At 71.2% G+C, this 24,800-nt stretch carries 25 protein-coding genes and 1 riboswitch; of the genes, 11 read left to right on the forward strand and 14 right to left on the reverse strand.

All coding sequences use genetic code 11. The features are described from left to right. Positions 1-114: 114 nt before the first annotated feature. Positions 115-681 carry a CGNR zinc finger domain-containing protein gene (locus M4J07_RS34595; RefSeq protein ID WP_255978581.1) on the forward strand — a complete coding sequence of 189 codons (567 nt, stop codon included), beginning with the start codon at positions 115-117 and terminating at the stop codon, positions 679-681. A gap of 10 nt (positions 682-691) precedes the next feature. On the opposite strand, the gene M4J07_RS34600 is transcribed toward M4J07_RS34595, so the two are convergent. After that, the gene (locus M4J07_RS34600; protein ID WP_255978584.1) at positions 692-1,360 is read right to left on the reverse strand and encodes a hypothetical protein; all 669 of its coding nucleotides are present in this window, start codon (positions 1,358-1,360) and stop codon (positions 692-694) included. Further along, positions 1,357-1,845, reverse strand: a complete 489-nt coding sequence (locus M4J07_RS34605; protein WP_255978587.1) for a sigma factor-like helix-turn-helix DNA-binding protein — start codon at positions 1,843-1,845, stop codon at positions 1,357-1,359. Before M4J07_RS34605 ends, M4J07_RS34600 begins: the two co-directional genes overlap by 4 nt. A gap of 112 nt (positions 1,846-1,957) precedes the next feature. Between M4J07_RS34605 and M4J07_RS34610 the strand changes: the two genes are divergently transcribed. Further along, positions 1,958-2,254: a hypothetical protein gene (locus M4J07_RS34610; RefSeq protein ID WP_255978590.1), complete on the forward strand. Its 297-nt coding sequence runs from the start codon at positions 1,958-1,960 to the stop codon at positions 2,252-2,254. A gap of 18 nt (positions 2,255-2,272) precedes the next feature. Here M4J07_RS34610 and M4J07_RS34615 read toward each other — a convergent pair whose 3' ends face one another. The 5 genes from M4J07_RS34615 to thrC all read right to left on the reverse strand — a co-directional run bounded on the left by M4J07_RS34615 (position 2,273) and on the right by thrC (position 7,356). After that, positions 2,273-2,983 (reverse strand): DUF6215 domain-containing protein, encoded by a 711-nt coding sequence (locus M4J07_RS34615; RefSeq protein WP_255978593.1) that lies wholly within the window; start codon positions 2,981-2,983, stop codon positions 2,273-2,275. A 176-nt stretch (positions 2,984-3,159) separates the two neighbouring features. After that, positions 3,160-4,785 (reverse strand): chaperonin GroEL, encoded by a 1,626-nt coding sequence (gene groL, locus M4J07_RS34620; RefSeq protein ID WP_255978595.1) that lies wholly within the window; start codon positions 4,783-4,785, stop codon positions 3,160-3,162. A gap of 303 nt (positions 4,786-5,088) precedes the next feature. Continuing rightward, complete coding sequence (locus M4J07_RS34625; RefSeq protein WP_005486335.1) at positions 5,089-5,295, reverse strand: cold-shock protein; 207 nt, start codon at positions 5,293-5,295, stop codon at positions 5,089-5,091. 442 nt (positions 5,296-5,737) lie between these two features. Further along, entirely contained in the window at positions 5,738-6,016 is a 279-nt protein-coding gene (locus tag M4J07_RS34630; protein WP_255978609.1) for a MoaD/ThiS family protein, read from the reverse strand. 38 nt (positions 6,017-6,054) lie between these two features. Continuing rightward, positions 6,055-7,356 carry a threonine synthase gene (gene thrC, locus M4J07_RS34635; RefSeq protein WP_255978612.1) on the reverse strand — a complete coding sequence of 434 codons (1,302 nt, stop codon included), beginning with the start codon at positions 7,354-7,356 and terminating at the stop codon, positions 6,055-6,057. Positions 7,357-7,374: 18 nt separating this feature from the next. Continuing rightward, a riboswitch (SAM riboswitch) is annotated at positions 7,375-7,529 on the reverse strand. A gap of 134 nt (positions 7,530-7,663) precedes the next feature. On the opposite strand from thrC, the gene M4J07_RS34640 reads away from it, so the two are divergent. The 3 genes from M4J07_RS34640 to M4J07_RS34650 all read left to right on the forward strand — a co-directional run bounded on the left by M4J07_RS34640 (position 7,664) and on the right by M4J07_RS34650 (position 12,223). Then, complete coding sequence (locus M4J07_RS34640) at positions 7,664-8,611, forward strand: glucosyl-3-phosphoglycerate synthase (RefSeq protein ID WP_255978615.1); 948 nt, start codon at positions 7,664-7,666, stop codon at positions 8,609-8,611. A gap of 37 nt (positions 8,612-8,648) precedes the next feature. Beyond that, complete coding sequence (locus M4J07_RS34645; RefSeq protein ID WP_255978618.1) at positions 8,649-10,742, forward strand: DUF11 domain-containing protein; 2,094 nt, start codon at positions 8,649-8,651, stop codon at positions 10,740-10,742. Between the two features lie 89 nt (positions 10,743-10,831). Then, on the forward strand, positions 10,832-12,223 hold the full coding sequence (locus M4J07_RS34650; protein ID WP_255978621.1) for an alpha,alpha-trehalose-phosphate synthase (UDP-forming): 1,392 nt from the start codon (positions 10,832-10,834) through the stop codon (positions 12,221-12,223). A gap of 149 nt (positions 12,224-12,372) precedes the next feature. On the opposite strand, the gene otsB is transcribed toward M4J07_RS34650, so the two are convergent. From otsB to M4J07_RS34665, 3 genes are read right to left on the reverse strand one after another with little or no spacing between them, the layout of a single operon-like run. After that, entirely contained in the window at positions 12,373-13,194 is an 822-nt protein-coding gene (otsB, locus tag M4J07_RS34655) for a trehalose-phosphatase (protein ID WP_255978624.1), read from the reverse strand. A 22-nt stretch (positions 13,195-13,216) separates the two neighbouring features. Next, the gene (locus tag M4J07_RS34660; protein ID WP_255978627.1) at positions 13,217-13,453 is read right to left on the reverse strand and encodes a DUF3263 domain-containing protein; all 237 of its coding nucleotides are present in this window, start codon (positions 13,451-13,453) and stop codon (positions 13,217-13,219) included. A gap of 10 nt (positions 13,454-13,463) precedes the next feature. Then, entirely contained in the window at positions 13,464-14,750 is a 1,287-nt protein-coding gene (locus tag M4J07_RS34665) for an ABC transporter substrate-binding protein (RefSeq protein ID WP_255978631.1), read from the reverse strand. A 175-nt stretch (positions 14,751-14,925) separates the two neighbouring features. Between M4J07_RS34665 and M4J07_RS34670 the strand changes: the two genes are divergently transcribed. The 3 genes from M4J07_RS34670 (at position 14,926) to M4J07_RS34680 (ending at position 18,083) form a co-directional block, all read left to right on the forward strand. Beyond that, positions 14,926-15,882 carry an ROK family protein gene (locus M4J07_RS34670; protein ID WP_255978634.1) on the forward strand — a complete coding sequence of 319 codons (957 nt, stop codon included), beginning with the start codon at positions 14,926-14,928 and terminating at the stop codon, positions 15,880-15,882. Then, complete coding sequence (gene nagA, locus M4J07_RS34675; protein WP_255978637.1) at positions 15,882-17,027, forward strand: N-acetylglucosamine-6-phosphate deacetylase; 1,146 nt, start codon at positions 15,882-15,884, stop codon at positions 17,025-17,027. Before M4J07_RS34670 ends, nagA begins: the two co-directional genes overlap by 1 nt. A 123-nt stretch (positions 17,028-17,150) precedes the next feature. Then, on the forward strand, positions 17,151-18,083 hold the full coding sequence (locus M4J07_RS34680) for a 1-phosphofructokinase family hexose kinase (protein ID WP_255978640.1): 933 nt from the start codon (positions 17,151-17,153) through the stop codon (positions 18,081-18,083). A gap of 22 nt (positions 18,084-18,105) precedes the next feature. Here M4J07_RS34680 and M4J07_RS34685 read toward each other — a convergent pair whose 3' ends face one another. Together M4J07_RS34685 and cdgB are read right to left on the reverse strand one after the other, a co-directional pair. Beyond that, on the reverse strand, positions 18,106-19,026 hold the full coding sequence (locus M4J07_RS34685; RefSeq protein ID WP_255978643.1) for a CBM35 domain-containing protein: 921 nt from the start codon (positions 19,024-19,026) through the stop codon (positions 18,106-18,108). Positions 19,027-19,137: 111 nt separating this feature from the next. Beyond that, positions 19,138-20,820 (reverse strand): diguanylate cyclase CdgB, encoded by a 1,683-nt coding sequence (cdgB, locus tag M4J07_RS34690; protein ID WP_255978646.1) that lies wholly within the window; start codon positions 20,818-20,820, stop codon positions 19,138-19,140. Between the two features lie 346 nt (positions 20,821-21,166). On the opposite strand from cdgB, the gene M4J07_RS34695 reads away from it, so the two are divergent. Then, on the forward strand, positions 21,167-21,754 hold the full coding sequence (locus M4J07_RS34695) for a flavin reductase family protein (protein ID WP_255978649.1): 588 nt from the start codon (positions 21,167-21,169) through the stop codon (positions 21,752-21,754). Positions 21,755-21,883: 129 nt separating this feature from the next. Here M4J07_RS34695 and arfB read toward each other — a convergent pair whose 3' ends face one another. After that, the gene (gene arfB, locus M4J07_RS34700) at positions 21,884-22,309 is read right to left on the reverse strand and encodes an alternative ribosome rescue aminoacyl-tRNA hydrolase ArfB (RefSeq protein WP_255978652.1); all 426 of its coding nucleotides are present in this window, start codon (positions 22,307-22,309) and stop codon (positions 21,884-21,886) included. Positions 22,310-22,497: 188 nt separating this feature from the next. Between arfB and M4J07_RS34705 the strand changes: the two genes are divergently transcribed. Continuing rightward, positions 22,498-23,073 (forward strand): TerD family protein, encoded by a 576-nt coding sequence (locus tag M4J07_RS34705; RefSeq protein ID WP_255978655.1) that lies wholly within the window; start codon positions 22,498-22,500, stop codon positions 23,071-23,073. A gap of 74 nt (positions 23,074-23,147) precedes the next feature. Here M4J07_RS34705 and M4J07_RS34710 read toward each other — a convergent pair whose 3' ends face one another. Beyond that, a complete protein-coding gene (locus tag M4J07_RS34710) occupies positions 23,148-23,765 on the reverse strand; it encodes a LysE family transporter (RefSeq protein WP_255978658.1) in 618 nt (205 codons plus the stop codon). A gap of 476 nt (positions 23,766-24,241) precedes the next feature. Between M4J07_RS34710 and M4J07_RS34715 the strand changes: the two genes are divergently transcribed. Further along, positions 24,242-24,775 carry a GNAT family N-acetyltransferase gene (locus M4J07_RS34715; RefSeq protein ID WP_255978661.1) on the forward strand — a complete coding sequence of 178 codons (534 nt, stop codon included), beginning with the start codon at positions 24,242-24,244 and terminating at the stop codon, positions 24,773-24,775. Positions 24,776-24,800: the final 25 nt, after the last annotated feature.

Consider the following 24,800-nt stretch of genomic DNA (forward strand, 5'->3'; position numbering starts at 1 on the left):
GGAAGCCACCCCCGAGCTCCGCGGGGCCCGGCCTTTTCGGGGAACCGCGCGAGAAGCTCTGGACGAACCGGGACGTTACCTGTCAAACCAGTAACCTGCTAGCGTGCACCCATCATGGACACGCACCCCGGCCTCCTGGACTTCCGTTGGTACGGCGGAAGGCTCTCGGTCAACTTCACGGCCACGCTGGGCAAACGCGGACCCGAACCGGTCGAGCGGCTGCGCACGCCGGACGACCTGTCCCGCTGGTGCCACGAGGCGAGCCTGTCCGAGGGACCGCTGCCGGACGCCACGACCCGGACCCTCACGCAGGCCCGCCACCTGCGCGAGGCCCTCTACCGGGCCCTGACCGGCGCACCGGGCCCGGCCGACCTGGACACGGTCAGCGCCTGGTCCTCCCGCTCCCTGCCCGGCCCCCGCCTCGCCGTCAGCGAGAACGGCGCCGCGACCCTGGAGCGGCCCCAACTCCACCTCACGGGCGACCTGTTGACGCTGGTCGCCCGGGACGGCGTCGACCTCCTGACGGGACCGCACGCCCACCGTGTCCGGGAGTGCGCCGCACCCGACTGCACCCTGCTCTTCGTCGACGAGAGCCGTCCCGGCCGGCGCCGCTGGTGCTCCATGGACACCTGCGGCGCCCGCGCGAAGATGCAGGGCTACCGGGCCCGCCGCGCCCGCTGACCCGGCCGCCCTAGTCGTGCTTCGGCGGCGTCCGCGTCGTGCACGTCAGCGGCTCGTCGGTCGGCACGAGGCGCTCCACCGAACCCGGGCGGCCGTCCGTCACCTTCAGCTGCTCGGCGTCGAGATAGCCGATGAAGAGCTGCTTGCCCGCCGGCATCGCCGACGGCGTGAAGACGAACGTGACCCGGTCGTCGGACACCCGCTCACCGCGCATCACCTTGTCCACGCCCGGCCCGATCCCGCTCGGCCCGACGTCCCCGTCCCCGGGCCCCTTGCAGAACTCGCCCTCCTTGATCAGCACCGGGAACCCGGCCTGGTCCAGCGCCTGTTCGAGCCCCGCGTGGTCGGTGAAGTAGCGGGCCTTGTCCCAGGTCACGTGCACCGTGCCGTCCGTCTTCGTGTCGACGGTGTACGCGGCCGTGCGCACGTGCACCGCACCCGCACCCGTGGCGTCCCCCGGCCCGGCCGGCGGCGCCGTGCCGCCTCCGATGCCCGGCACCGCCAGCACGAGCCCGGCCACCGCCGCGCAGCCGCCCGCCGTGGTCAGCACCCGCCGCCTGCGGCGCCGCGCCCGGCCCAGCGCCTCGATCCGCTCGACGGGCACCGCCATGCCCACGTCGTCGAACGCCTCCCGCAGCGCGCCCCGCACCTCGTCCAGGCCCTCGTTCGTGTTCGTCATCGCTCGCCCTCCTCCGCTGTCACCAGATGCCCGCGCAACGCCGTGACGGCCCGCGACAGATGGGCGGTGACGGTGCCCTCGGCGATCCCGAGGGCCCGCGCGGTCGCCCGGGTGTCCAGGTCGAGCAGGACCCGCAGGGCGATCACCTCCCGCTGTCTGCGCGGCAGTTCGCGCAACGCGGCGAGGAGCGTGGGATCGAGTCCGCCCGGCGGATCGGCATGGCCCGCGACGTCGGGCACGCCGCCGACGGCGACCTCCCGGCGCCGCCTGCGCCACCACGACACCCGCGTGTTCAGCGCCGTCCGCACGACCCACGCCCGCGGCGCCGGATGCCGGCCCACCCTCGCCCAGGACGCCCAGGCCTTCGCATACGCGTCGGCCACCAGGTCCTCGGCGAGCTGCCGGTCCCCCACACACGCGAGCACGGTCCGCAGACAGTCGCCCTGACTGGCGCGGTAGAACTCCCTGAACTCCAGCTGCTCCACGCCCTCTCCACGCTTGGCGGCGGCGTTTCACTTACCTGGACCGAGCCCCGTTCCCGTACCCGTGCGCCGCTCTCCACATGCGCCGGGGCGCGCTCTCCCGCATCCTGACCCCATGGCTGACAGCACTCTTTCCAAGATCTCCTGGACCGAGTTCCGCCCCGATCAGCGGCGCCTGGTCACCGGCGCCGCCCTGACCGGCCTCGGCATGCTCACCGCCGCGGCCGGTGTCGGCGTCCTGGTCTTCGAGCTGGCGCGCGCGGGCCGCACCTGGACCGGCGCGTGGGAGGTGCCGCCCGCCGAGCTGGCGTCCCGCGCCCTCCACCAGGCCCAGAGCGCCGCCCAGAGCGCCGCGCAGGCCGGCCGCGAGGCGTGGACCAGCTACCAGGAGTCCCCCGTCTCCTCCCGCTAGGAGCCGAGGACCGCCGGCTCAGGCGCGGGCGCGGTCCTTCCACCCCGGGATCGTCGGCAGCACCCGCTCGGCGACCTGGATCAGCGTCGTGTCGTCCGGCACCCCGCCGTCCGAGCGCCACAGGGTCAGCTCGTAGAAGCCGCCGCTGTCCTTGTCGTGCAACGGGACGACGAGGACCCGGGCCGGGACGCCCGGCGCGCTGGTCGCGTCGCTGCCGTCGAGGCGGAAGCCGATGCTGATGGTGCGGTCGGAGTAGAGGGCCGCGTTGCGGCCGAGCACCTTCTGCGGCTGGACCTCGTCGGCGAGCAGCTCGGCGGTCGTGGCCACGGTGAGCTTGTTGTACGTCGCCGACAGGGTCACCGTGTACGTGTCGAACTCGACCCGCGACGAGGGGTGCGGGATCTTGCTGCTGCCCGTGCCGATCGAGCCCCCGCCGCCACTCGCGCTCTTGGCGGTCTCCCCCGGTGTACCGAGGAGTTCGGCGAGGTCGGAGCGGTTGAGCGCGGTGCACAGCTGCGCTCCGTACGCCCGGCCCGCCGCTTTGTCGCCCTTCTCGGCCTCGCCGCCCGAGCAGACCGCGGGTTTCGCCTCGGCGCCCGCGCCGGTGTCCGTCTGGTTCTTCGAGATCGCCCAGAATCCGACGGCGAGCGCCCCCACCAGCGCCACGGCCGATATCGCCTGGCCCCACGGATTCATGCCCTTCTCGGGCACGTCATTACTGTCCGCCATGTCCCCCACCCACCCCGATCCCCTGACATATGCCGGGGGACCATAACCCGTGATCATCGGGCGGACAAGGAAAATCTTGGCCTCGCGGGCGGCCCCGGAAAACGCCCGAGGGCGGCACCCTCTCGCGAAGAGAAGGTGCCGCCCTCGGGAAAGGACAGGCTGAACCGTCGAGCGGCTCAGAAGTCCATGTCACCGCCCGGCATGCCGCCGCCGGCCGGGGCAGCGCCCGCCTTCTCCGGCTTGTCGGCGATGACGGCCTCGGTGGTGAGGAACAGCGCGGCGATGGAGGCGGCGTTCTGCAGGGCAGAGCGGGTCACCTTCGCCGGGTCGAGGATGCCCTCGGCGATCATGTCGACGTACTCGCCCGTGGCGGCGTTCAGACCGTGGCCGACGGCCAGGTTCCGAACCTTCTCCACGACGACGCCACCCTCGAGACCACCGTTGACGGCGATCTGCTTGAGCGGGGCCTCCAGGGCGAGCTTCACGGCGTTGGCGCCGGTCGCCTCGTCACCGTCGAGCTCGAGCTTCTCGAAGACCGCGGAGGCCTGCAGCAGGGCCACGCCACCACCGGCGACGATGCCCTCCTCGACGGCCGCCTTCGCGTTGCGAACGGCGTCCTCGATGCGGTGCTTGCGCTCCTTGAGCTCGACCTCGGTCGCGGCACCGGCCTTGATGACCGCAACACCGCCGGCGAGCTTCGCCAGGCGCTCCTGCAGCTTCTCGCGGTCGTAGTCGCTGTCCGAGTTCTCGATCTCGGCACGGATCTGGTTGACGCGGCCCTGGACCTGGTCGCTGTCACCGGCGCCGTCGACGATCGTCGTCTCGTCCTTGGTGATGACGACCTTGCGGGCGCGGCCGAGCAGGTCGAGACCGGCGTTCTCCAGCTTGAGGCCGACCTCCTCGGAGATGACGGTGCCACCGGTGAGGATGGCGATGTCGCCGAGCATGGCCTTGCGGCGGTCACCGAAGCCCGGGGCCTTGACGGCGACGGACTTGAAGGTGCCACGGATCTTGTTGACGACCAGGGTCGACAGGGCCTCGCCCTCGACGTCCTCGGCGATGATCAGCAGCGGCTTGCCGGACTGCATGACCTTCTCGAGCAGCGGAAGGAGGTCCTTCACGTTGCCGATCTTCGAGTTGACGATGAGGATGTACGGGTCGTCGAGCGACGCCTCCATACGCTCCATGTCGGTGGCGAAGTACGCCGAGATGTAGCCCTTGTCGAAGCGCATGCCCTCGGTGAGCTCGAGCTCCAGACCGAAGGTCTGCGACTCCTCGACGGTGATGACGCCTTCCTTGCCGACCTTGTCCATGGCCTCGGCGATGAGCTCGCCGATCTGGGTGTCGGCGGCGGAGATGGAGGCCGTCGAAGCGATCTGCTCCTTGGTCTCCACGTCCTTGGCCTGCTCAAGGAGAGCGGCGGAGACGGCCTCGACGGCCTTCTCGATGCCACGCTTGAGGGCCATCGGGTTGGCACCGGCGGCCACGTTGCGCAGACCCTCGCGCACCAGGGCCTGGGCCAGGACGGTCGCGGTCGTCGTGCCGTCACCGGCGACGTCGTCCGTCTTCTTCGCGACCTCCTTGACCAGCTCGGCGCCGATCTTCTCGTACGGGTCCTCGAGCTCGATCTCCTTGGCGATGGACACACCATCGTTGGTGATCGTGGGGGCGCCCCACTTCTTCTCGAGGACGACGTTGCGACCCTTGGGGCCCAGGGTCACCTTGACGGCGTCGGCGAGCTGGTTCATGCCGCGCTCGAGGCCGCGCCGTGCCTCCTCGTCGAACGCGATGATCTTGGCCATGTGAAGTGGTCCTCCCGGACGGGGTGGAAACGCAAACGGACCGTGCTGGTGCCCGCGACGGACGGCCTGCAGCCCTTGTGGTTCCTTGCCCCACCCGGTCTGCGGGCCTCACCGACCCGATCCAAGTTCTGTCACTCTCACTGGGAGAGTGCTAAGCCCAATGATTAGCACTCGGCCCATGCGAGTGCAAGCGCCTACCGGAGATCCGGGCCACCCGCGCAGCACGAAGGGCCCGCCCCCGGAGACCGGGAGACGAGCCCTCCATGACGTACGAAGTATGAAGCTTGCAGTCAGTCGCGCGCTTCAGCCGGCGGCCAGGCGGACCATGTCGGCCTGCGGCCCCTTCTGGCCCTGCGAGATCTCGAATTCCACTCGCTGACCCTCTTCGAGGGTGCGGTAGCCGTCCATCTGAATCGCGCTGTAGTGGACGAAAACATCCGCACCACCGTCGACCGCGATGAAGCCGTACCCCTTCTCCGCGTTGAACCACTTGACGGTGCCCTGAGCCATGCCTAACTCCCCTATTACTGGCCCTTGCGCGAGACCGCACTTCGCGATCCCGGGTCAGACCTCACTCCCCAAAGGGTTTGGGGGTGTGCGCCGGAACGCGTCGACCGCGGCTGAATGTATCTGCCCAACTGCCGTCTGCAACAGGTCAATCGGACGAGAATTCTGGGCACGCCCGATCGGGGAAACCGGGCCAACTCACTGGATCCCAGGGCAAGTCGGGCCGAACAAAAGCCGTAAAGAGCCCGAAAGGGCGGGATACTTTGGCTGCTTCTTGTCGGGTTCCGGGCGGGAACTCATATGCGCCCGTCATGCACCACGTACGAGAACGAAGCAGCTTCCCCAACTGTACCGCGCTCAACCATGCAGAATTGCCCCCTCCGCTTCTCTCGCGGAGGGGGCAATTGACGTGACTCTGCGTAGAACGCTAAAAGATCGTCCGGTTTCAGCAGCCGCCGGCGACGGCGGGAATGATCGAGACGCCGGCGCCGTCCGGCGTGGCCGTCTCCAGGCCCTGCTCGAAGCGGACGTCGTCGTCGTTGACGTAGACGTTGACGAAGCGGCGCAGCTTGCCCTGGTCGTCGAGGACGCGGGCGGCGATGCCGGTGTGGTTCTTCTCCAGGTCGGCGATGACGTCGGCGAGGGTCGCACCCTCGGCGGGGACCTCGGCCCGGCCGCCGGTGTAGGTGCGGAGGATGGTGGGGATGCGGACGTTGACGCTCATGGCTGGGTGACTCCCGTACTGCTGGGGCGGATGGTGGCTCAGTGGGCGGCGAGACCGGCGTCGCGGAACGCGTCCAGGCTCGGGCGGATCGTCGCCGTCGCCTGGGAGGAATCGGCGACCGCGTCGAGGGTCTTGAGGCCGTCGCCCGTGTTCAGGACGACCGTCGTCAGGGACGGGTCGATGAGGCCCGCCTCGATGAGCTTCTTCGTGACGCCCAGCGTCACACCGCCCGCCGTCTCGGCGAAGATGCCCTCCGTCTGCGCGAGCAGCTTGATGGCGTCCACCACCTGCTCGTCGGTGACGTCCTCGACGGCGCCGCCGGTGCGGCGCGCGATGTCCAGGACGTACGGGCCGTCGGCCGGGTTCCCGATCGCGAGCGACTTGGCGATCGTGTTCGGCTTCTGCGGGCGGACCACGTCGTGGCCGCCCTTGTAGGCGACGGAGACCGGGGAGCAGCCCTCGGCCTGGGCGCCGAAGAGCTTGTACGGCTTGTCCTCGACGAGGCCCAGCGCGATCAGCTCCTTCAGGCCCTTGTCGATCTTCGTGAACTGCGAGCCGGACGCGATCGGGATGACCAGCTGGTCGGGCAGCTGCCAGCCGAGCTGCTCGCAGATCTCGTACGCGAGCGTCTTGGAACCCTCGCCGTAGTACGGGCGGAGATTCACGTTCACAAAGCCCCAGCCCTCGCCCAGCGGGTCGCCGATGAGCTCGGAGCAGAAGCGGTTCACGTCGTCGTAGTTGCCCTCGATGGCGACGAGGTCACCGCCGTAGACACCGGCCATGACGACCTTGCCCTGCTCCAGGTCGTGCGGGATGAACACGCAGGAGCGGAAGCCGGCGCGGGCCGCGGCGGCGCCGACGGCACCGGCCAGGTTGCCCGTGGAGGAGCAGGACAGCGTGGTGAAGCCGAAGGCGCGAGCGGCCTCGATGGCCTGCGCGACGACCCGGTCCTTGAAGGAGTGCGTGGGGTTGCCGGAGTCGTCCTTGACGAACAACTTGCCCTGCTCGACGCCGAGTTCACGGGCGAGGTTGTCGGCCTTGACGAGCTTGGTCCAGCCGGGGTTCAGGTTCGGCTTCTCGGCGACGTCGGCCGGGACGGGCAGCAGCGGGGCGTAGCGCCAGATGTTGGCGGGACCGGCCTCGATCTGCTTGCGGAGTGCCTCAGGGTCGCCGACGGGCAGGTCGTACGCGACTTCCAGAGGCCCGAAACACTCGACGCAGGCGAAGATCGGTCCGAGCGGGAACTGTGCGCCGCACTCGCGGCAGGAGAGCCCGGAGGCGGGACCGAGGTCGACGGTGGTGGCGGTCGTGGGTTCGGTCGCGACAGTCTGTGCAGCCATGAGAGGCGAGGCCCTTTCTCCTCATCTTCCTCGCGACGCATCTCGCCGCGAGACGGATTTGGCACCTTCCCTAGCCGGGAGCCTCGCGGACGCACTGCGATGTGCGGACGAGACCGGCTGGAGGGTTGCCGGGGCTTCAACGGGCCGTATCCCTCTGCCCCTCTGGATGAGCGGTATTCGATTGTGACGTCCGGGACCCCCGACATGCGATGGTCACCGACGTTGTTCAAGACTGTAACCGAAGCCCTGGACCCTTGAGATAGTCGTCCGAACCGCGAGATGGATCACATACGGGAGGCCCCTGACCGTGCTGGAAGAGGTCGAGCGCTGGCTGAGCAGGCGTTCCTGGTCCGTGGCCGACCGCCCGCGCCAGCAGCTGATCGCCGCGAAGCGGGCGTCGGGCCGGACGGTGAGCGTCGTCCTGCCCGCGCTCAACGAGGAGGAGACGGTCGGCGAGATCGTCTCCGTGATCCGGCGCGAGCTGATGACGGAGGCCGTGCCGCTCGTCGACGAGATCGTCGTGATCGACTCCGGCTCGACCGACCGCACCGCCGAGGCGGCCGCGGCGGCCGGGGCCCGGGTCGTGCACCGGGACACGATCCTGCCGCGCATCCCGGCCAGGCCCGGAAAGGGTGAGGTGCTGTGGCGTTCGCTGCTCGTCACTTCCGGTGACATCGTGTGCTTCGTCGACGCGGACCTGAAGGAGTTCTCCGCGGACTTCGTCTCCGGGATCGTCGGCCCGCTGCTGACCGACCCCGACGTGGACTTCGTGAAGGCGATGTACGACCGTCCGCTGGACGGCGCCGCGGGCCAGGGCGGTCGCGTCACCGAGCTGATGGCGCGGCCGATCCTCAATCTGCACTGGCCTCAACTGGCGGGATTCGTCCAGCCGTTGGGCGGCGAGTACGCGGCCCGCAGGTCGCTGCTCGAACGGCTGCCGTTCCCCGTGGGGTACGGCGTGGAGCTGGGCCTCCTGGTGGACGCGCTGCACACCGTGGGCCTGGACGCGCTCGCCCAGGTCGACGTGGGGGTCAGGATCCACCGCCACCAGGACGGGCAGGCGCTCGGGCGGATGGCGGCGGCGATCTACCGCACGGCGCAGCTGCGGCTCGCGCGGGGGCATCTGGTGCGGCCCGTGCTCACGCAGTTCGAGCGCGGGGAACGTGGGTTCGAACCGCGGGTCCATGAGGTGGACACCGAGGAGCGGCCGCCGATGGCCGAGATCAGCGAGTATGCGGAGCGTCGCGTGGCGTAACTGAGGGCATTCGTATGTTTTGCCTACATTGCCCCTTATGTGGCTTAGACACGCAAAGGGCTTGGCGGCGGGGCTCGCCGCCACCGCCGCCCTGGCCGGCCCCCTCACCGGCCTCTCCGCGAGCCCCGCGTCGGCAGACGTGGTCTCCCCCTTCGCCAAGCGGTACGACGAGGCGCTGTACGGCGACTTCAAGACCATCGGCAACACGGTCATGGGGTGCCCGACCGCGCCGGCGGACATGGCGTCCCGCTGTGCCGTCGCCGCGAACGGCGAGGGCCGGGACAACAACAACACGTTCGTCATGGAGCGGATCAACACCGCGGGCACCACGGCGGAGTACGGCTCCAGCACCGGTCAGGTCGCCCTCCCGCCGGGCGCCCAGGTCGCCTACGCCCGCCTCTTCTTCGGCGGCAACGACGGCACGTACCGGGGGCCGAGCGGCGCCCAGATGAAGCGCTGCGACATCTCCGGCGCCGACGTGCTGCCCTCGCCCGGCGAACCGACCGACGCCGTGCCCGTGGTCGGCGTGAACGGCACCGCACCCAGCAAGGTCGCCCCGGAGAACCTGGTGCGGGACCCGGCGACGACCAGCGGTCCGCACTACTACACGGGCGAGGCCGACGTCACGAACCTGTTCAGCGGCATCACCGGTACCGGCGCCCCGATCCCGGTCGCCGTCGGCGACGTCTGGGCGCCCACCGGCAAGGGCTGCGTGGCCGGCTGGTCCATGACCGTCGTCTACAAGTACGACGCCCCGAACGACCAGTACGCGCCCGACCGCCGCAACATCTACGTCTACGGCGGCCACGTCCTGCAGCGCTCCACCTCGCCCGCCACCACCGTCGACGTCAGCGGCTTCTACCGGACCGACGGCGAACCGCACGCGAGCGTCACCGCGTACGAGGGCGACTGGAACACCCCGGGCGACCGGTTCCTCGTCGGCGGCCAGAACATGGTCGAGAGCCACACCGGCAACACCAACAACTTCTTCATCAGCGAGGACGACGGCGCCCTCGACCCGAAGATGATCAACAACCTGAGCATCGACGCGAAGGAGTTCGACGTCACCGGCGGCTCCTCGCGGGCCGCGCAGGCCGAGCCGATCCCGGTCGGCGCCACCTCCACCACGCTGAGCTTCACCACCAAGGGCGACACCTACGTCCCCTCGGCGTTCGCGCTGTCCGTCCCGGTCCCCGACCTGGAGATCACCAAGACGGCCAGTCCCGCCAAGGTGAAGCCGGGCGGCACCCTGACCTACACGGTCAAGGCGACGAACATCAGCAAGCTCGACTACCCGAACGCCAAGTTCACCGACGACCTGACGGACAACCTCGACGACGCGACGTACAACGACGACGCGCAGGCGAGCACCGGGACGGTCTCCTACACCAGCCCGCGGATCAGCTACACCGGCGACATCCCCGCAGGACAGACCGCCACGGTCACCTACTCGGTGAAGGTCAACGACCCGGTCAGCGGCGACGGCAAGCTCACCAACAACATCGTCGCCGACACCCCGCGCACCAACTGCGACGCGGGCTCCACCGACCCGAACTGCGGCATCACGCCGCCGATCGAGACGCCGCCGAAGCCGCCGGCCCCGGTGCCGCCGCTGGACATCGTGAACCGGCCGGAGACGCCGACCGCACCGCCCTGCGCCACGGTCCGCGACACGATCACCCTGCGCAACACCAGCGGCCACCCGCGCAAGAACGCCTCGGTCTCCTTCCCCGCGAAGCACGTCACCGGCACCCCGACCGCCTCGGCCGGCACGCTCACCAAGAAGGGCTCGACCTACTACTGGACGGGTGACGTGCCCGCCCACGGCAAGGTCGTCATCAGAGCGAACGTCCGGGTGTCCTGCACGCCCGGCGACGTCACCGTGCTCCCGGTGACCGGCGAGGTGCCGAAGACCACCTGCACGGCCCGCCCGCGCGGCGGCGACGACCCGTGCACCGCGGTCATCGTCACCAAGCGCCAGCAGGCCCGTCCCGCGCCCTCGCAGCCGGCCGGCCCGGAGCTGGCCGAGACCGGCTCCGGCCCGCACACGCTGCTGTACGGCGGGCTCGCCGTCTCGCTGTGCGGCCTCGGCGCCCTCGTCCTCGCCGCGGTCCGCGGCCGCAAGGACTGACGCACCCCTGAAGGCGTCGTATACGGCCGGGCTCCTGATGGAGTCCGGCCGTACGTTTGAGCGTTTCCGGGGCGGGCTAGTTTCGCTCTATGGCTTCCACGCGTGGTGCTGCTGAGGTTCTCGTCGCGTCCAACCGCGGCCCGGTCTCGTACGTCGTCGGGGACTCCCCTGGCGCCGGTTCGATCGAGACGAAGCGCGGCGGCGGTGGGCTCGTCTCCGCCCTCAGCGTCGTCGACGACAAGCTCTGGGTGTGCGCGGCGCTCGGCGACGGGGACCGGGAGGCCGTGCGGCGCGGGGTCGCCGAGCCGGGCGTGCGGATGCTGGACATCGACCCGGCCGTGCACGCGGACGCGTACAACGGGATCGCGAACTCGGTGCTGTGGTTCGTGCACCACATGCTGTACCAGACGCCTCTGGAGCCGTCGTTCGACCCGGAGTTCCGCCGCCAGTGGGCCTCCTACGAGGCGTACAACCGGGCGTTCGCCGAGGCGCTGGCCGAGGAGGCGGCGCCGGGCGCGACCGTCGTGGTGCAGGACTACCACCTGGCACTGGTGCCGGGGATGCTCCGCGCGCTCCGCGACGACCTGCGGATCGGGCACTTCTCGCACACGCCGTGGGCGCCCGTCGACTACTTCCGGATGCTCCCCGACGACATCGCCGAGCAGCTCCTGAACGGGATGCTCGGCGCGGACCGGCTGGCCTTCCTGACCCGGCGCTGGGCGGACGCGTTCACCGAGTGCTGTACGCGGATCCTCGGCGGTACGTCCGGTACGCGGATCGGGGTGCACGGGCTCGGCGCCGACGCGGACTTCCTGCGGGAGCGCTCGCGCGCGGCCGACGTGGAAGAGCGGCTCGCCGCGCTGCGGGAGCAGGTGGGGCCCGGGCGCAAGGTGATCGTGCGGGTCGACCGCACGGAGCTGTCGAAGAACATCGTGCGCGGGCTGCGGGCGTACGAGCTGCTGCTCGAGACGCAGCCCGAGTGGCGGGAGAAGGTCGTCCACGTGGCGTTCGCCTACCCGTCGCGGCAGGACCTCGCCGTGTACCGGGCGTACACGGAGGAGGTGTCGCGGGTGGCGGAAGCGATCAACTCCCGTTTCGGCACGGCGGGTTGGACGCCGGTCGTGCTGCACGTGAAGGACGACTTCGCGCGCTCGCTCGCCGCGTACCGGCTCGCCGACGTGGCCCTGGTCAACCCCGTCCGGGACGGGATGAACCTCGTCGCGAAGGAGGTGCCGGTCGTCTCCGACGACGGGTGCGTGCTGGTGCTGTCGCGGGAGGCCGGGGCGTACGAGGAGCTCGGTGAGGACGCGCTGGTGGTCAACCCGTACGACGTGAGCGGGACTTCGGCCGCGCTGGGCGCTGCGCTGGGCATGGCGGAGGGTGAGCGGGCCGAGCGTACGAAACGGCTGGCCGCCGCGGGGACCGCGTTGCCGCCCGGTCAGTGGTTCCTGGATCAGCTCACGGCGCTGCGGGACAGTTAGGCGCTTCGGCTGCGGCCCGGTGGGGCTTCTCGCGCAGTTCCCCGCGCCCCTGGGTGGCCCGTTGAAGGCTGCGCGTCAGCGCAGGCCTTCAGGGGCGCGGGGAACTGCGCGAGAAGCCACGACGAGACCCGCACCCGGCGCCGAACCGCTCACGGCAGACGCGCGGCCAGGTCACGGAGCAGCGTGACCACCTCGGCCGGGCCGTCCAGGACCAGATCGGCGCGCTCCGCCAGCTCGGCGATCACCGTGTCGGCCGCCACCAACAGCCCCGCCACCCCGTCCGACCGCAACTTCTCCACCGCCGCGAACGCGGGCAGGTCGCCCAGGTCGTCGCCCGCGTAGAGGACGGACTCCGCGCCGACCTCGCGGACGTACTCGGTGAGCGCGACGCCCTTGTCGACGCCCGGCGGGCGCAGTTCGAGGACCATGCGGCCCGGCTCGACCAGCAGACCGTGCCGGGCGGCGAGTTCGTTCAGCGGGCGGCGCAGGGTCTCGAAGGCGGCCTGCGGGTCAGGGGCGCGGCGGGTGTGGACGGCGACGGCGCGGCCCTTCTCCTCCACGTACGTGTCGTGCCACAGGCCCGACTCGGCCAGCACGCCCGGGAGTTCGGAGCGGACCCCGGCCACCCCCGGATGCGGGGCGGGAGCGCGCACCGTGCCGGTGACGGCGTCCCAGCGCTCGGCGCCGTAGTGGCCGAGCACGACGAGGTGTTCGAGGCCGGGGACGCCCGCGAAGCCGCCGTGCCGGACGGCGACCCCGGCCGGGCGGCCCGTGATCACCGCGACGGAGGCCACCCGGGGCGCGAGCGCGGCGAGCGCGGGGACGGCGTCCGGGTGGGCGCGGGCCTGTTCGGGGTCGGGGACGATCGGCGCGAGGGTCCCGTCGAAGTCCAGGGCGATGACAGCTCGGGCGGGGCGGGCGACGATCGCGGCCAGGCCGTCTCGCCCGGCGACAGTCCGTGGGGCGTCCATACGGGCGACTTTAAGGGAGAACTCAGCGCTCGCGGCGCCGCTCGTCCCGAACCCGCCGCAACCGGTTCACCGTCACCGGCGCCGCCTCCAGCGCGCGCGGGTCGTCGAGGAGCCCGTTCAGCAGCTGGTAGTAGCGGACCGGCGCGAGGTCGAGCTCCTCGCGGATCGCCCGCTCCTTCGCCCCGGGCGACTCCCAGCCGCGCCCCTCGAACGCGAGCAGCGCGCGCTCGCGCTCGCCGAGAGGGGGCCGGGGATCCATGTCCGCCACGCTACTCGGCGGCTTCCGCGGCCGCGGCCTGGTTCTGGATCCGGCCGAGGACGGCGCCGGGGCTGCCGTTGGCGGACACGGCGGCGCCGATCTGCTTCTTGATCTCGACGCTGACGCCCGCCCAGGACGTCTTGCCGACGGGGTACAGCTCGGAGCTGCTCAGGCTCTGCAGGAACGGCCAGAGCTTCTTGTCCTCCGGCGCCGCGGACATGGTCTCGGAGGCGCTGGTGGTGACCGGCAGCAGGTCGTACTCGCGGGAGAAGTCCAGGACGTTCTGCTCGCTGTAGACGTAGTTGAGGAAGGTCCCGATCTCCTTGCCGTGACCGTTCTGCTTGAACGCCATCATCCAGTCGGCGACGCCCATCGTGGACCGGGCGGGACCGTTCGGACCCGGCAGCTCCACGGTGCCGTAGTCGACGCCCTTCTTGTGGGCCATCTGCATCAGCGTCGGGTGCCCGTTGAGCATGCCGACCTCGCCCTTGGCGAACGCGGCGAAGGCGTCGGCCCGGTTCAGCCGGGAGGGGGCGGTGGGGCCGGTGAGGCCCTTGGCGACGAGGTCGTTCTTCAGCCAGTCGAACGTCTCGACGTTCTGCTTGGAGTCGATCGTGTACGAGCCGACGTCGTCGGTGTAGCCGTCGCCGCCGCTCAGCATCCAGATCATGGTCTCGGCCTGCGCCTCCTCGGAGCCGAGGGGCAGCGCGTACGGGATCCTCACGCCGTCGGCCTTCAGCGCCTTGGCGTCGGCCTCCAGCTCGGCCCAGGTGGTGGGCGCGCTGATGCCGGCGTCCTTGAAGAGCTTCTTGTTGTAGAAGAGCAGCCGGGTGGAGGAGGCGAACGGCATGCCGTACTGGGTGTTGTCGACCTTGCCCGCGTCGGAGAGCTGGGACAGGAAGTCGGCCTGGGTGGGGACGTCGAGCAGGTCGCCGACCGGGTAGAGCTTGTCGGCCGCCGCGTAGTCCGCGTACGCGCCGATCTGCGCCATGTCGGGGGCCCTGCCCGCGTCGACCATGTCCTTGACCTTGGCGTCGACGTCGTTCCACGAGTAGACGTCGACGTCCACCTTGATGCCGGGGTTGTCCTTCTCGAACGCGGCGGTCAGTTTGTCCCAGTACTTCTGGGAGCCGTTGGCCGCGGAGTCGCCGTAGTCGGCGGCGACCAGCTTGAGCGTGACGTCTCCGGAACCGGAACCGCCGCAGGCGGTGAGTGTGGCCGCCATGCCCAGGGCGGCCGCTGCCGCCGTCAGTCCGGTGATGTGCCGCTGCACCGTGTCCCCACCCTCGAAATCCATGTACCGCTGCGCCCCGGGGGTCTCCCAGGGTCGAACACAAGGTCTACACCACTCAGATCTCACTTCTGCAACTGGGCCGGTCACGCCCGGAAGCCGGACGTCGAGCGATCTTTCCGTGCAAGATCCATGCAAGTGGACTAGACCTGTTGTGGGTGAACGCGCGACACTGTGCCCCGTGAGACATGTCATCGCCCTGGACGTGGGCGGCACCGGGATGAAGGCCGCCCTGGTCGGCGCCGACGGCACGCTGCTGCATCAGGCGCGCCGGGCGACCGAGCGCGAGCGCGGCGCCGACGCGGTCGTCGAGACGATCCTCGACTTCGCCGCCGATCTGCGGGCGTACGGCGAGGAACACTTCGGGGAGCCCGCCGCGGCCGCCGGGGTCGCCGTGCCCGGCGTCGTCGACGAGGCGAACGGCATCGCGCTGTTCGCCGCCAACCTCGGCTGGCGGGACGTACCGATGCGGACCCTGCTGAGCGCGCGGCTCGACGGGATCCCGGTCGCCCTCGGCCACGACGTGCGCACCGGCGGGCTCGGCGAGGGACGGCTCGGCGCCGGCAAGGACGCCGACCGGTTCCTGTTCCTGCCGCTCGGCACCGGCATCGCGGGCGCCATCGGCATCGACGGCCGGATCGAACCGGGCGCGCACGGCTCGGCGGGCGAGATCGGCCACGTGGTCGTCCGGCCCGGCGGGGTGCCGTGCGGCTGCGGGCAGCGCGGCTGCCTGGAGCGGTACGCGTCCGCCTCCGCGGTCACCCTCGCCTGGCAGGCCGCCAGCGGCGACGAGCACGCCACCGCGGCGGACTGCGCGAAGGCCGTCGACGCGGGCGACGAGCGGGCCGCCGCCGTCTGGCGGGACACGGTCGACGCGCTCGCCGACGGACTCGTCATGGCACTCACTCTGCTGGACCCGCGCACCCTGATCATCGGTGGCGGACTCGCCGAGGCCGGGGAAACCTTGTTCACACCGCTGCGGGCGGCCGTCGCCGAGCGCGTGACGTTCCAGTCGCTTCCCACGATCGTCCCGGCCGTCCTCGGGGACACCGCCGGATGCCTGGGCGCGGGACTCCTCGCCTGGGACCTGCTCGCCGAACACGTCGAAGGCACGGACAACACGGAGGTAACCGCCTGATGGCCACAGCAAAGGTGCTCGCCGGTGCCCGGGTGGTACTGCCCACCGGGACCGTCACCGACGGACGCGTCATCGTCGACGGCTCGCGGATCGCCGGGAGCGCTCCCGCAGACGCCGCCGTCCTCGACCTCTCCGGCCACTGGGTGGTGCCCGGCTTCGTCGACATGCACAACCACGGCGGTGGCGGCGCGTCCTTCACCTCCGGCACGGTCGAGGACATCCTCAAGGGCATCCACACGCACCGTCTGCACGGCACCACGACCGTCGTCGCATCGTTCGTGACCGGCGAGATGGACTTCCTCGTCCAGCGCGCGGGCCTGCTCTCCGAGCTCGCCGAGCAGGGCGAGCTCGCGGGCATCCACTTCGAGGGCCCGTTCATCTCCCCGTGCCGCAAGGGCGCCCACGACGAGACACTGCTGCGCGACCCCGACCCGGCCGACGTCCGCAAGCTGATCGACGCGGCCCGCGGCAAGGCCAAGATGGTCACGCTCGCCACCGAGCTGCCCGGCGGCATCGACTCCGTGCGGCTGCTCGCCGAGCACGGCGTGATCGCCGCGATCGGCCACACCGACGCGACGTACGAGCAGACGGTGGAGGCCATCGACGCGGGCGCCACCGTCGCCACCCACCTGTTCAACGCGATGCCGCAGCTCGGCCACCGCGCTCCGGGCCCGATCGCGGCGCTCCTGGAGGACGAGCGGATCACCGTCGAGCTGATCAACGACGGCACGCACCTGCACCCCGCCGCCCTCGAACTCGCCTTCCACCACAAGGGCGGCGAGAAGGTCGCGTTCATCACCGACGCGATGGACGCGGCCGGCTTCGGCGACGGGCGCTACATGCTCGGCCCGATGGAGGTCGAGGTGAAGGACAGCGTGGCGCGGCTCGTCGAGGGCGGCTCCATCGCGGGCTCGACGCTCACCCTGGACCGGGCGTTCAAGCGGGCGGCCACCGTCGACCGGCTGCCGGTCGAGGACGTGGTCCGCGCGATTTCCGCCAACCCGGCCCGTTTGCTGGGGATTTACGACCAGGTGGGCTCGCTCGAACCCGGCAAGAACGCCGATCTCGTCGTCCTGGACGAGGAGTTCGACCTCAAGGGCGTGATGCGCGGCGGCGAGTGGCTCGTCGAGCCCCAGCTGCCCTGAGGTCGCAACTGTCCTGAGATCGCAGGCAGTTGTCCGGGCGGCCGGTCCCAGGGCTGGGCTGGCCGCCTTGACTTTGGCATGATCGGCCCCCGCTACTGAAAGTACGTTAGGGGGTGAGGTCCGGTGATCCTCACGGTCACGCTGAACACCGCACTCGACATCACGTACCGGGTGCCCGCGCTGCGCCCGCACGCCTCGCACCGCGTCACCGAGGTCACCGAACGGCCCGGCGGCAAGGGTCTGAACGTGGCCAGGGTGCTCGCCGCACTCGGTCACGAGGTGACGGTGACGGGCTTCGTGGGCGGCGCCACGGGACGCACGGTGCAGGACCAACTCCTGGGCGTGGAGCGGGTGTCCGACGCCCTGGTGCCGGTCACCGGGTCGACCCGCCGCACGATCGCCGTGGTGGACGCCGCCACCGGCGACACCACGCAGCTGAACGAGCCGGGCCCGGCCGTCTCGCCCACCGAGTGGGCGGCCTTCCAGGAGGCGTACGAGCACCTGCTGCGCTCCGCCTCCGCGGTGGCCCTCTGCGGCAGCCTGCCGCCCGGTGTGCCGGTCGGGGCCTACGCGACGCTCGTACGGGCCGCCAGGGCCGCTTCCGTGCCCGTCCTGCTCGACACCAGCGGTGAGCCGCTGCGCCGCGGCATCGCGGCCCGCCCCGACCTGGTCAAGCCGAACGCGGACGAACTGGCCGAACTCACCGGCTCCCACGAGCCGTTGCAGGCCATGAAGGACGCCCGCAGGCGCGGCGCGCACGCCGTCGTCGCCTCGCTCGGCGCCGAGGGCCTGTTCGCGCTCACCCCGGACGGCGAGTGGCGCGCCCCGGCCCCCGACCGCCTGTCGGGCAATCCGACGGGCGCCGGCGACTCGGCGGTGGCGGGCCTGCTCTCCGGCCAGGTGGAGCACCTCCCCTGGCCGCAGCGGCTGGCCCGCGCGGTCGCCCTGTCGGCGGCCACGGTGGTGTCACCGGTGGCCGGGGAGTTCGACCGCGACACCTACGAGGCGCTGGTGGGCAAGGTCGCGGTCGCCGACCGCCTGGACGGGGCGGCCTGACACCGGCGGCCCCGCGCGTCGGCTACTGCAGCCAGAGCTTGTCGATGTTGGCGTTGCACTGGTTGCCGTCGGCGCAGACGAGCTCGATGACGTTCGTGCCCTTGGTCAGGGTGACGTTCGCCCAGGTCGACTGCCAGCCCTTCGCCCAGTCGCCCTTCGGGGACCCCGCGAAGTTCCGCATGCTGAGCGCCTGGGCGTTCGGCTTCGCGTTCACGTTGAGCGTGGCGTCCGCGTCCTCGCCGGGGATGCCGAAGCGGACGTAGAGCCGGTACTGGCCGGCCTTCGCGATGTCCACGTTCCAGGAGATCTTCGCGCCCACCTTGTTGAAGCCCGCGACGTACACGCCGCCCGCGGCCTTCGCGCCCTTCACGTCGGACGCGGTGACGGGGCCGCCCTCCAGCTTCAGCGCCTTCGCGTCCGTCTTGGGCAGGGCCTCCGGCTTGGCCTGCGAGGACTGCGACGGGGTCTCGCTGGGCTGCACGGTCTGCGCGTCGCCGGACGGGTTCGCGCCCGCGTCGCCGCCCTTGTCGTCGTCCGAGCCGTTGCTGAGCATGGCGACGCTGATCCCTATGACGACGGCCGCGACCACGGCGACCGCGCCGATCAGGAGCGCCTTCGTGTTCGGACCGCGACCCCGGCCGCCGCCACCGCGCGAGGGCGCCTGCGGCGGTGCGGGCTGGGCGGGAACGCCGCCGGCCACCGTCTCGGGAGCCTGGTAATACGCGTTCGGCTGCTGGTACTGCTGGGTGGGCTGGGTCTGCCCGTACTGGCGCTCGCCGACCGCGCGGACCTGGTGGTACGAGGAGCGGGGATTCGGGTAGCCGTAGCCGCCACCCCCGCCGTTGGGCGGGGTCGCCCCGGCCGCCTGCCCGTCGGCGTACAGATAGCCGAACGGGTCGTCGTCCTCGGGCGTGGTGCTCGCGCCGTTGTTGCCGGGCGCCATCCCTGATCACTCCCTACACGTTGCTTACCGGGGCGAGCGTACCCGCTGCGAGGCACCCCAAGGCGTGGCCTTGACCTCACCGAGACCCGGGAATCCCGCGCGGCCAGGAGGTCAGCCGGCCCGCCGGTGCTGCTTGGCACGTGATCTTTTCTCCACGTACATCCGCTGGTCAGCGGATTGCAGCACTTCCTCTGCCGTCATGCCGCAGTGGGCCCAGCCGATGCCGAAACTGGCCCCCACGCGCACCGCCCGGCCGTCCACCCGAATCGGCGGAATGATGGCGTTCCGCAACCGCACCGCAAGATCCTCGGCGTCCGCCCGGCCGAGCCCGTCGGCGAGCACCACGAACTCGTCGCCGCCGAGCCGGGCGACCGTGTCCCCGTCCCGGACGCCGCTGGTCAGACGGCGGGCGACCTCGATGAGAACCGCGTCACCCGCGTTGTGCCCGAACCGGTCGTTGATCGACTTGAAGCCGTCGAGGTCGCAGAAGAGGACGGCGAGGCCCTTGGTGCCGTCGTCGGCCGAGCCGTCGCCCTCGGGCGCGATCACGTGCACGTGGTGGTCGAAGCCGTCGAACCCCTCGTAGAGCCCCGACTGGTGCGGGACGACGGAGCCGAAGTCGAAGCCGTGCCCGTTCGTGTCCGGGACGGCCGGGTGGTCGCCGTACGCCGCGTCGAGGGAGTCGACGGCGCTGGGCCTGCTGTCCTGCGGGCGGCGGCAGAGGCGGGCGGAGAGGCGGGCGCGCAGTTCCGCCGAGTTCGGCAGGCCGGTGAGGGAGTCGTGCGAGGCGCGGTGGGCGAGCTGCAGCTCGCGGCGCTTGCGCTCCTCGATGTCCTCGACGTGGGTGAGCAGGAACCGCGGCCCGTCGGCCGCGTCGGCCACCACCGAGTTCCGCAGGCTGACCCAGACGTACGTGCCGTCGCGCCGGCCGAGCCGCAGCTCGGCGCGGCCGCCCTCGGCGGAGGTGCGCAGCAGCGTGCCGATGTCCTCCGGGTGCACGAGGTCGGAGAAGGAGTAGCGGCGCATGGCGGACGCGGGCCGGCCGAGGAGCCGGCACAGCGCGTCGTTCGTCCGCAGGATCCGTCCGTGCTGGTCACCGCCCATCTCGGCGATGGCCATGCCGGACGGCGCGTACTCGAAGGCCTGCCGGAAGCTTTCCTCGCTGGCGCGCAGGGCCTGCTGCTCGCGCTCCAGGCGGACCAGGGCGCGCTGCATGTTGGAGCGCAGCCGGGCGTTGCTGATCGCGATGGCGGCCTGGAACGCGTACATCTGCAGGGCCTCGCGGCCCCAGGCGCCGGGCCGCCGCCCGTTGCGCGGGCGGTCGACGGAGATGACGCCGAGGAGTTCACCGCCCGACGTGCCGGTGGCGTACATCGGGGCGAAGAGGCGGTCGGAGGGGTGCCACTCGTCGTCGAAGCGGGGTGGCGGGCCGTCCGTGAACCACTGCGGCACGTCGTCCTCGTCGAGGATCCAGCCCTCGGTGTACGGGATGAAGCGCAGCTCGCCCCAGCACTCGCCCATGCTCAGCCGGCGGTCCCAGGAGGTGCGGGAGCCGACCCGGCCGGTGATCAGTGCCTCGGCCGCGGAGTTGCCGGAGAAGGCCGCGACGACCAGGTCGCCGTCGGGGCGTACGAGGTTCACGCAGGCCAGCTCGTATCCGAGCCCGTTGACGACACCGTCGGCGACGGTCTGCAGGGTGTCGGCCAGGCTGCGGGCGGTGTTCATGTCCGCCATCACCTGGTGCAGCTGACGCAGGGTCGCAAGACGGACGTACGGCTCCGACTCGGTCTCCATGCTCAGTTCTCCCCGAGACCTCGACAGCACTCCAGAATTCTGATCGGCTCTCTTCGCACGTGCAGCAGCACGTTCATTTCGCAGTGTCGACCGCCACTGAATCACAGCGCGCTGCCCACTCGGTACACAGGGTCAACAAATAATGGCCCCTGTGACTCAAGTCACAGCAGAAGGTGAAGGGTTGGCGCCCTTACCCGGGTGTGTTCTGTGTGTTTGCCGAACACGGTAACCAGGACGAGCCGGGGCGAAACCGGGTGTTCCGGTTGATGCCGGTCGGTGGTCCTAGGACCTCGCTCCGTCGTCCGCCCGATGCGAGGCGCACAAATGCCGGACTAGCGTCGATCCCGTGTTGAAGACTCCCCCTGCCACGCCGGTCCCCCCGCTCGCCACCGTCCCCTCCCCTTCCTCCGGGCATCCTGAGGGAGTGAGTCACGACGAGTTCCGCGCCGCCCTGTCCCGCCTCGCCGCGGGCGTCGTCCTGCTGACCGCGCACGAGCCGCAGCTCGACCCCGAGGGCCCCTCCGGGGAGGACGCGGGCATGACGGCGACGGCCTTCATGTCGGTCTCGCTCGATCCGCCGCTGGTGATGGTCTCGCTGCGCAACGGCTCCCGCATGGACGACCTGCTCGACGAGCAGCCCCTGTGGGCGGTGTCGGTCCTCTCCGAGTCGCAGAGCCACATCGCGGGCCGGTTCGCGATGAAGGGCCGCATCAGCGACCGCCTGCTCTTCGAGGACATCCCGTACGTCCGGGGGGAACACACGGGGGCTCCGCTGGTCGGCGGGGCGTTGGCGACGCTGGAGTGCCGGACGGAGCAGCGGGTGGTGGCGGGTGACCACACGCTGGTCATCGGCCGCGTCCTGGGCGCGGCGCTGCCCAGCGGGGACGGGGGTCCGCTGATGTATTTCCGGGGCCGGTACCGGCACTTGGGGTAGACCGGGGGCAGGTCGTCTGCGGGCCGGTGGGGCTCCTCGCGCAGCCTTCAGGGGCGCGGGGAACTGCGCGACCAGCCCCCACCGGACAGTCGGACGGCGACGCTCGGGGACACGGCAGACGGTCACCCGCTACCAGTCACGCCCGGAGCGGCCCCGCTTCGTGTCGGCCCGAGCCTTCTTCTCCCGCAACCGCCGCTCGTTGATGCCGCGAGGCACCCGCGTGGCCCGCCGCGGCTTCGGCGGCGGCGCAGACGCCTCCGCCAGCAGCGCGGCCAGCCGCACCGCCGCGGTCTCGCGGTTGCGCCACTGCGACCGGTGCTCGGACGCACGGACCGAGACGACGCCTCCGACCAGGCGGGACGCCAGCCGCTCCAGGGCGCGCGCCTTCCAGACCTCGGGCAGCGCCTGCGTGTTCGCCAGGTCGAAGCGGAGCTCCACCTGCGAGTCGCTGGTGTTGACGTGCTGGCCGCCCGGCCCCGACGACCGCGAGAAACGCCAGACGAGCTCGGCCTCCGGAAGGACGACCGAGCCGCGGATGGGATAAGGACCGGACATGCGTCCATGGTCGCGCGTGCGTACGGCCCGCGTCACCCTCTTTTCGCCCGGCGCGCGACGGCCGGGTAAAGAAAGTAAAGAGAGCTGGAACCTGAGGTACCCCCCTCCGCGTTCATAGGGGTACGAGTAGCTTCGGCTACGCACGTACACCGCGCACCAGCGCACTTAACGAGGGAAGGACTCCCGCAATGGCTGTAAGCCTGTCCAAGGGTGGCAACGTCTCGCTCACCAAGGAGGCTCCGGGCCTGACCGCCGTCACCGTGGGCCTCGGCTGGGACGTCCGCACCACGACCGGTACCGACTTCGACCTGGACGCCTCGGCCATCGCGGTCAACACGCAGGGCAAGGTCTACTCGGACGCCCACTTCGTCTTCTTCAACAACAAGCAGACGCCGGACCAGTCGATCGTGCACACGGGCGACAACCGCTCCGGTGAGGGCGCGGGCGACGACGAGGCGATCAACGTGAACCTGTCGGCGCTGCCCGCCGACGTCGACAAGATCGTCTTCCCGGTCTCGATCTACGACGCGGAGACCCGCACGCAGAACTTCGGCCAGGTGCGCAACGCGTACATCCGCATCGTGAACCAGGCCGGTGGCACCGAGATCGCCCGCTACGACCTCTCGGAGGACGCGGCCACCGAGACGGCGATGGTCTTCGGCGAGCTGTACCGGAACGGGGCGGAGTGGAAGTTCCGCGCCGTGGGCCAGGGCTACGCCTCGGGCCTGGTCGGCATCGCGCAGGACTTCGGCGTCAACGTCTGAGTTCCGTAAGCCAGTCGGGTACGGGCCCCGGCCGCCGCACCGCCTTCGTGGTGCGGGGGCCGGGGCCCGTCCGGCTATCCGGACAGGGCCAGATGGGTCGCGAGGCCCGCGATCAGCGTGCTGGACGCGAGGGCGGTCAGCAGCCGGGCCCGCGGACCGGTCAGCGCCCGGCCGAGCAGTGCCCCGCCGCACGCGAGCAGCAGTTGCCAGCCGGCGGACGCGGCGAACGCGGCGAGGACGAACACGGTGCGCTGGGCCGGGCCGGTGGCGCTGCCTCCGCCGCCGCCGAGGACGAGCGCCGCGAAGTAGACGACGGTGAGCGGGTTGAGGAGCGTCAGGCCGAGGAGCCCGAAGTAGGCGTTGCGCGCGGTGAGTCGGGGTTCGTCCGGCCGGGCGTCGTGGCGCTGCCGGAGCGCCTTGACCGTGCCGTGCGCCGCGAGGGCGAGCAGGACGGCCGCCGAGGTCCAGCGCAGTGGGGTCTGGACGGTGCGGACCAGGGGGACGACGACGGCTCCGCCGGCCACGGCCGCGAGGGCGTAGAGCCCGTCCGCGGTGGCCACGCCGAGCGCCGCGCTCGCGCCCGTCCGCAGGTTCGTCCGGGCCGTCAGGGTCACCAGGTAGGCCGCGATGGCGCCGACCGGTACGGCGATGCCGAATCCGGCGAGCAGGCCCGCGACCAGGGCCCCGGTCACGCGACGGTCGGGATCGGCCTCCGCTCCTGGTCGCGCTGCTGCTGTCGCCGGGTCGGGGTGGGGGCGGGCAGTGTGCGCGTCGTGGTGTGCGTGGAAGTGGTCACGCCCTGGATCCTCCTCACCGGTGCCGGGGGATCGCAACGGGTTTCTTCACCCGGCGACGGCGTTAAGGCCACGGGGCTCCGCCCCGGACCCCACTGCTCGATCGCCGCAGGGGCTTGAAGTGGCCGATGTGGCCCGACCGGACCTGGACTTCTTCACCACGCGACGGCGTCACGGCCACAGGGCTCCGCCCCGGACCCCACTGCTCAATCGCCGCAGCGGCTTGAACTGGCCGATGTGGCCCGACCGGACCTGGACTTCTTCACCCCGCGACGGCGTCACGGCCACAGGGCTCCGCCCCGGACCCCACTGCTCGATCGCCGCAGGGGCTTGAGGTGGCCGAGCCGAGCCCTTGATCCGCCTACGCTCGGGCCGTGATCCTCGAAGCCCTCACCCCCGGCCCCGACCACCCCCTTCCCGCCGAACTCCTCACCGAGACCGCGGAGCTCTACGCCTCCAACCGGGAGTTCTCCGCGCTGAGCGGGGACTTTCCCGATCCCGACGACATCACCGTGGAGCAGGTCGCCGCCGCCCTCGCCGACGAGCTCGCGCAGCCGGGTGCCGAGGTGTTGCTGGCCCGGGCCGGCGGGCCCCTCGTGGGGATCGCCGTGACCCTGGCGGACCATCCGGACCCGGCCGACCCGGATCCGTGGATCGGGCTGCTGATGATCGACGGGTCGCGTCAGCGCGCCGGGTTCGGGCGGGAGCTGGCGGCCGCCGTGGAGGAGCGGTTCCGGGCTGCCGGGCGGGACGGCGTGCGGCTCGCCGTGCTGGAGAACAACCCGAAGGGCCTCGCGTTCTGGGCCGCCCAGGGGTACGAGGAGATCGACCGGCGGGCCGACCGCCAACTGGGCCGCCCCTGCCGGGTGTTGCGCAAGACCCTGAACCGGCCACGCTCCGTCGAATAGCGGACACCCGCCCGCCCCCACCGGA

This window comes from Streptomyces longispororuber, from assembly GCF_024448165.1.
GTDB lineage: Bacteria > Actinomycetota > Actinomycetes > Streptomycetales > Streptomycetaceae > Streptomyces > Streptomyces longispororuber_A.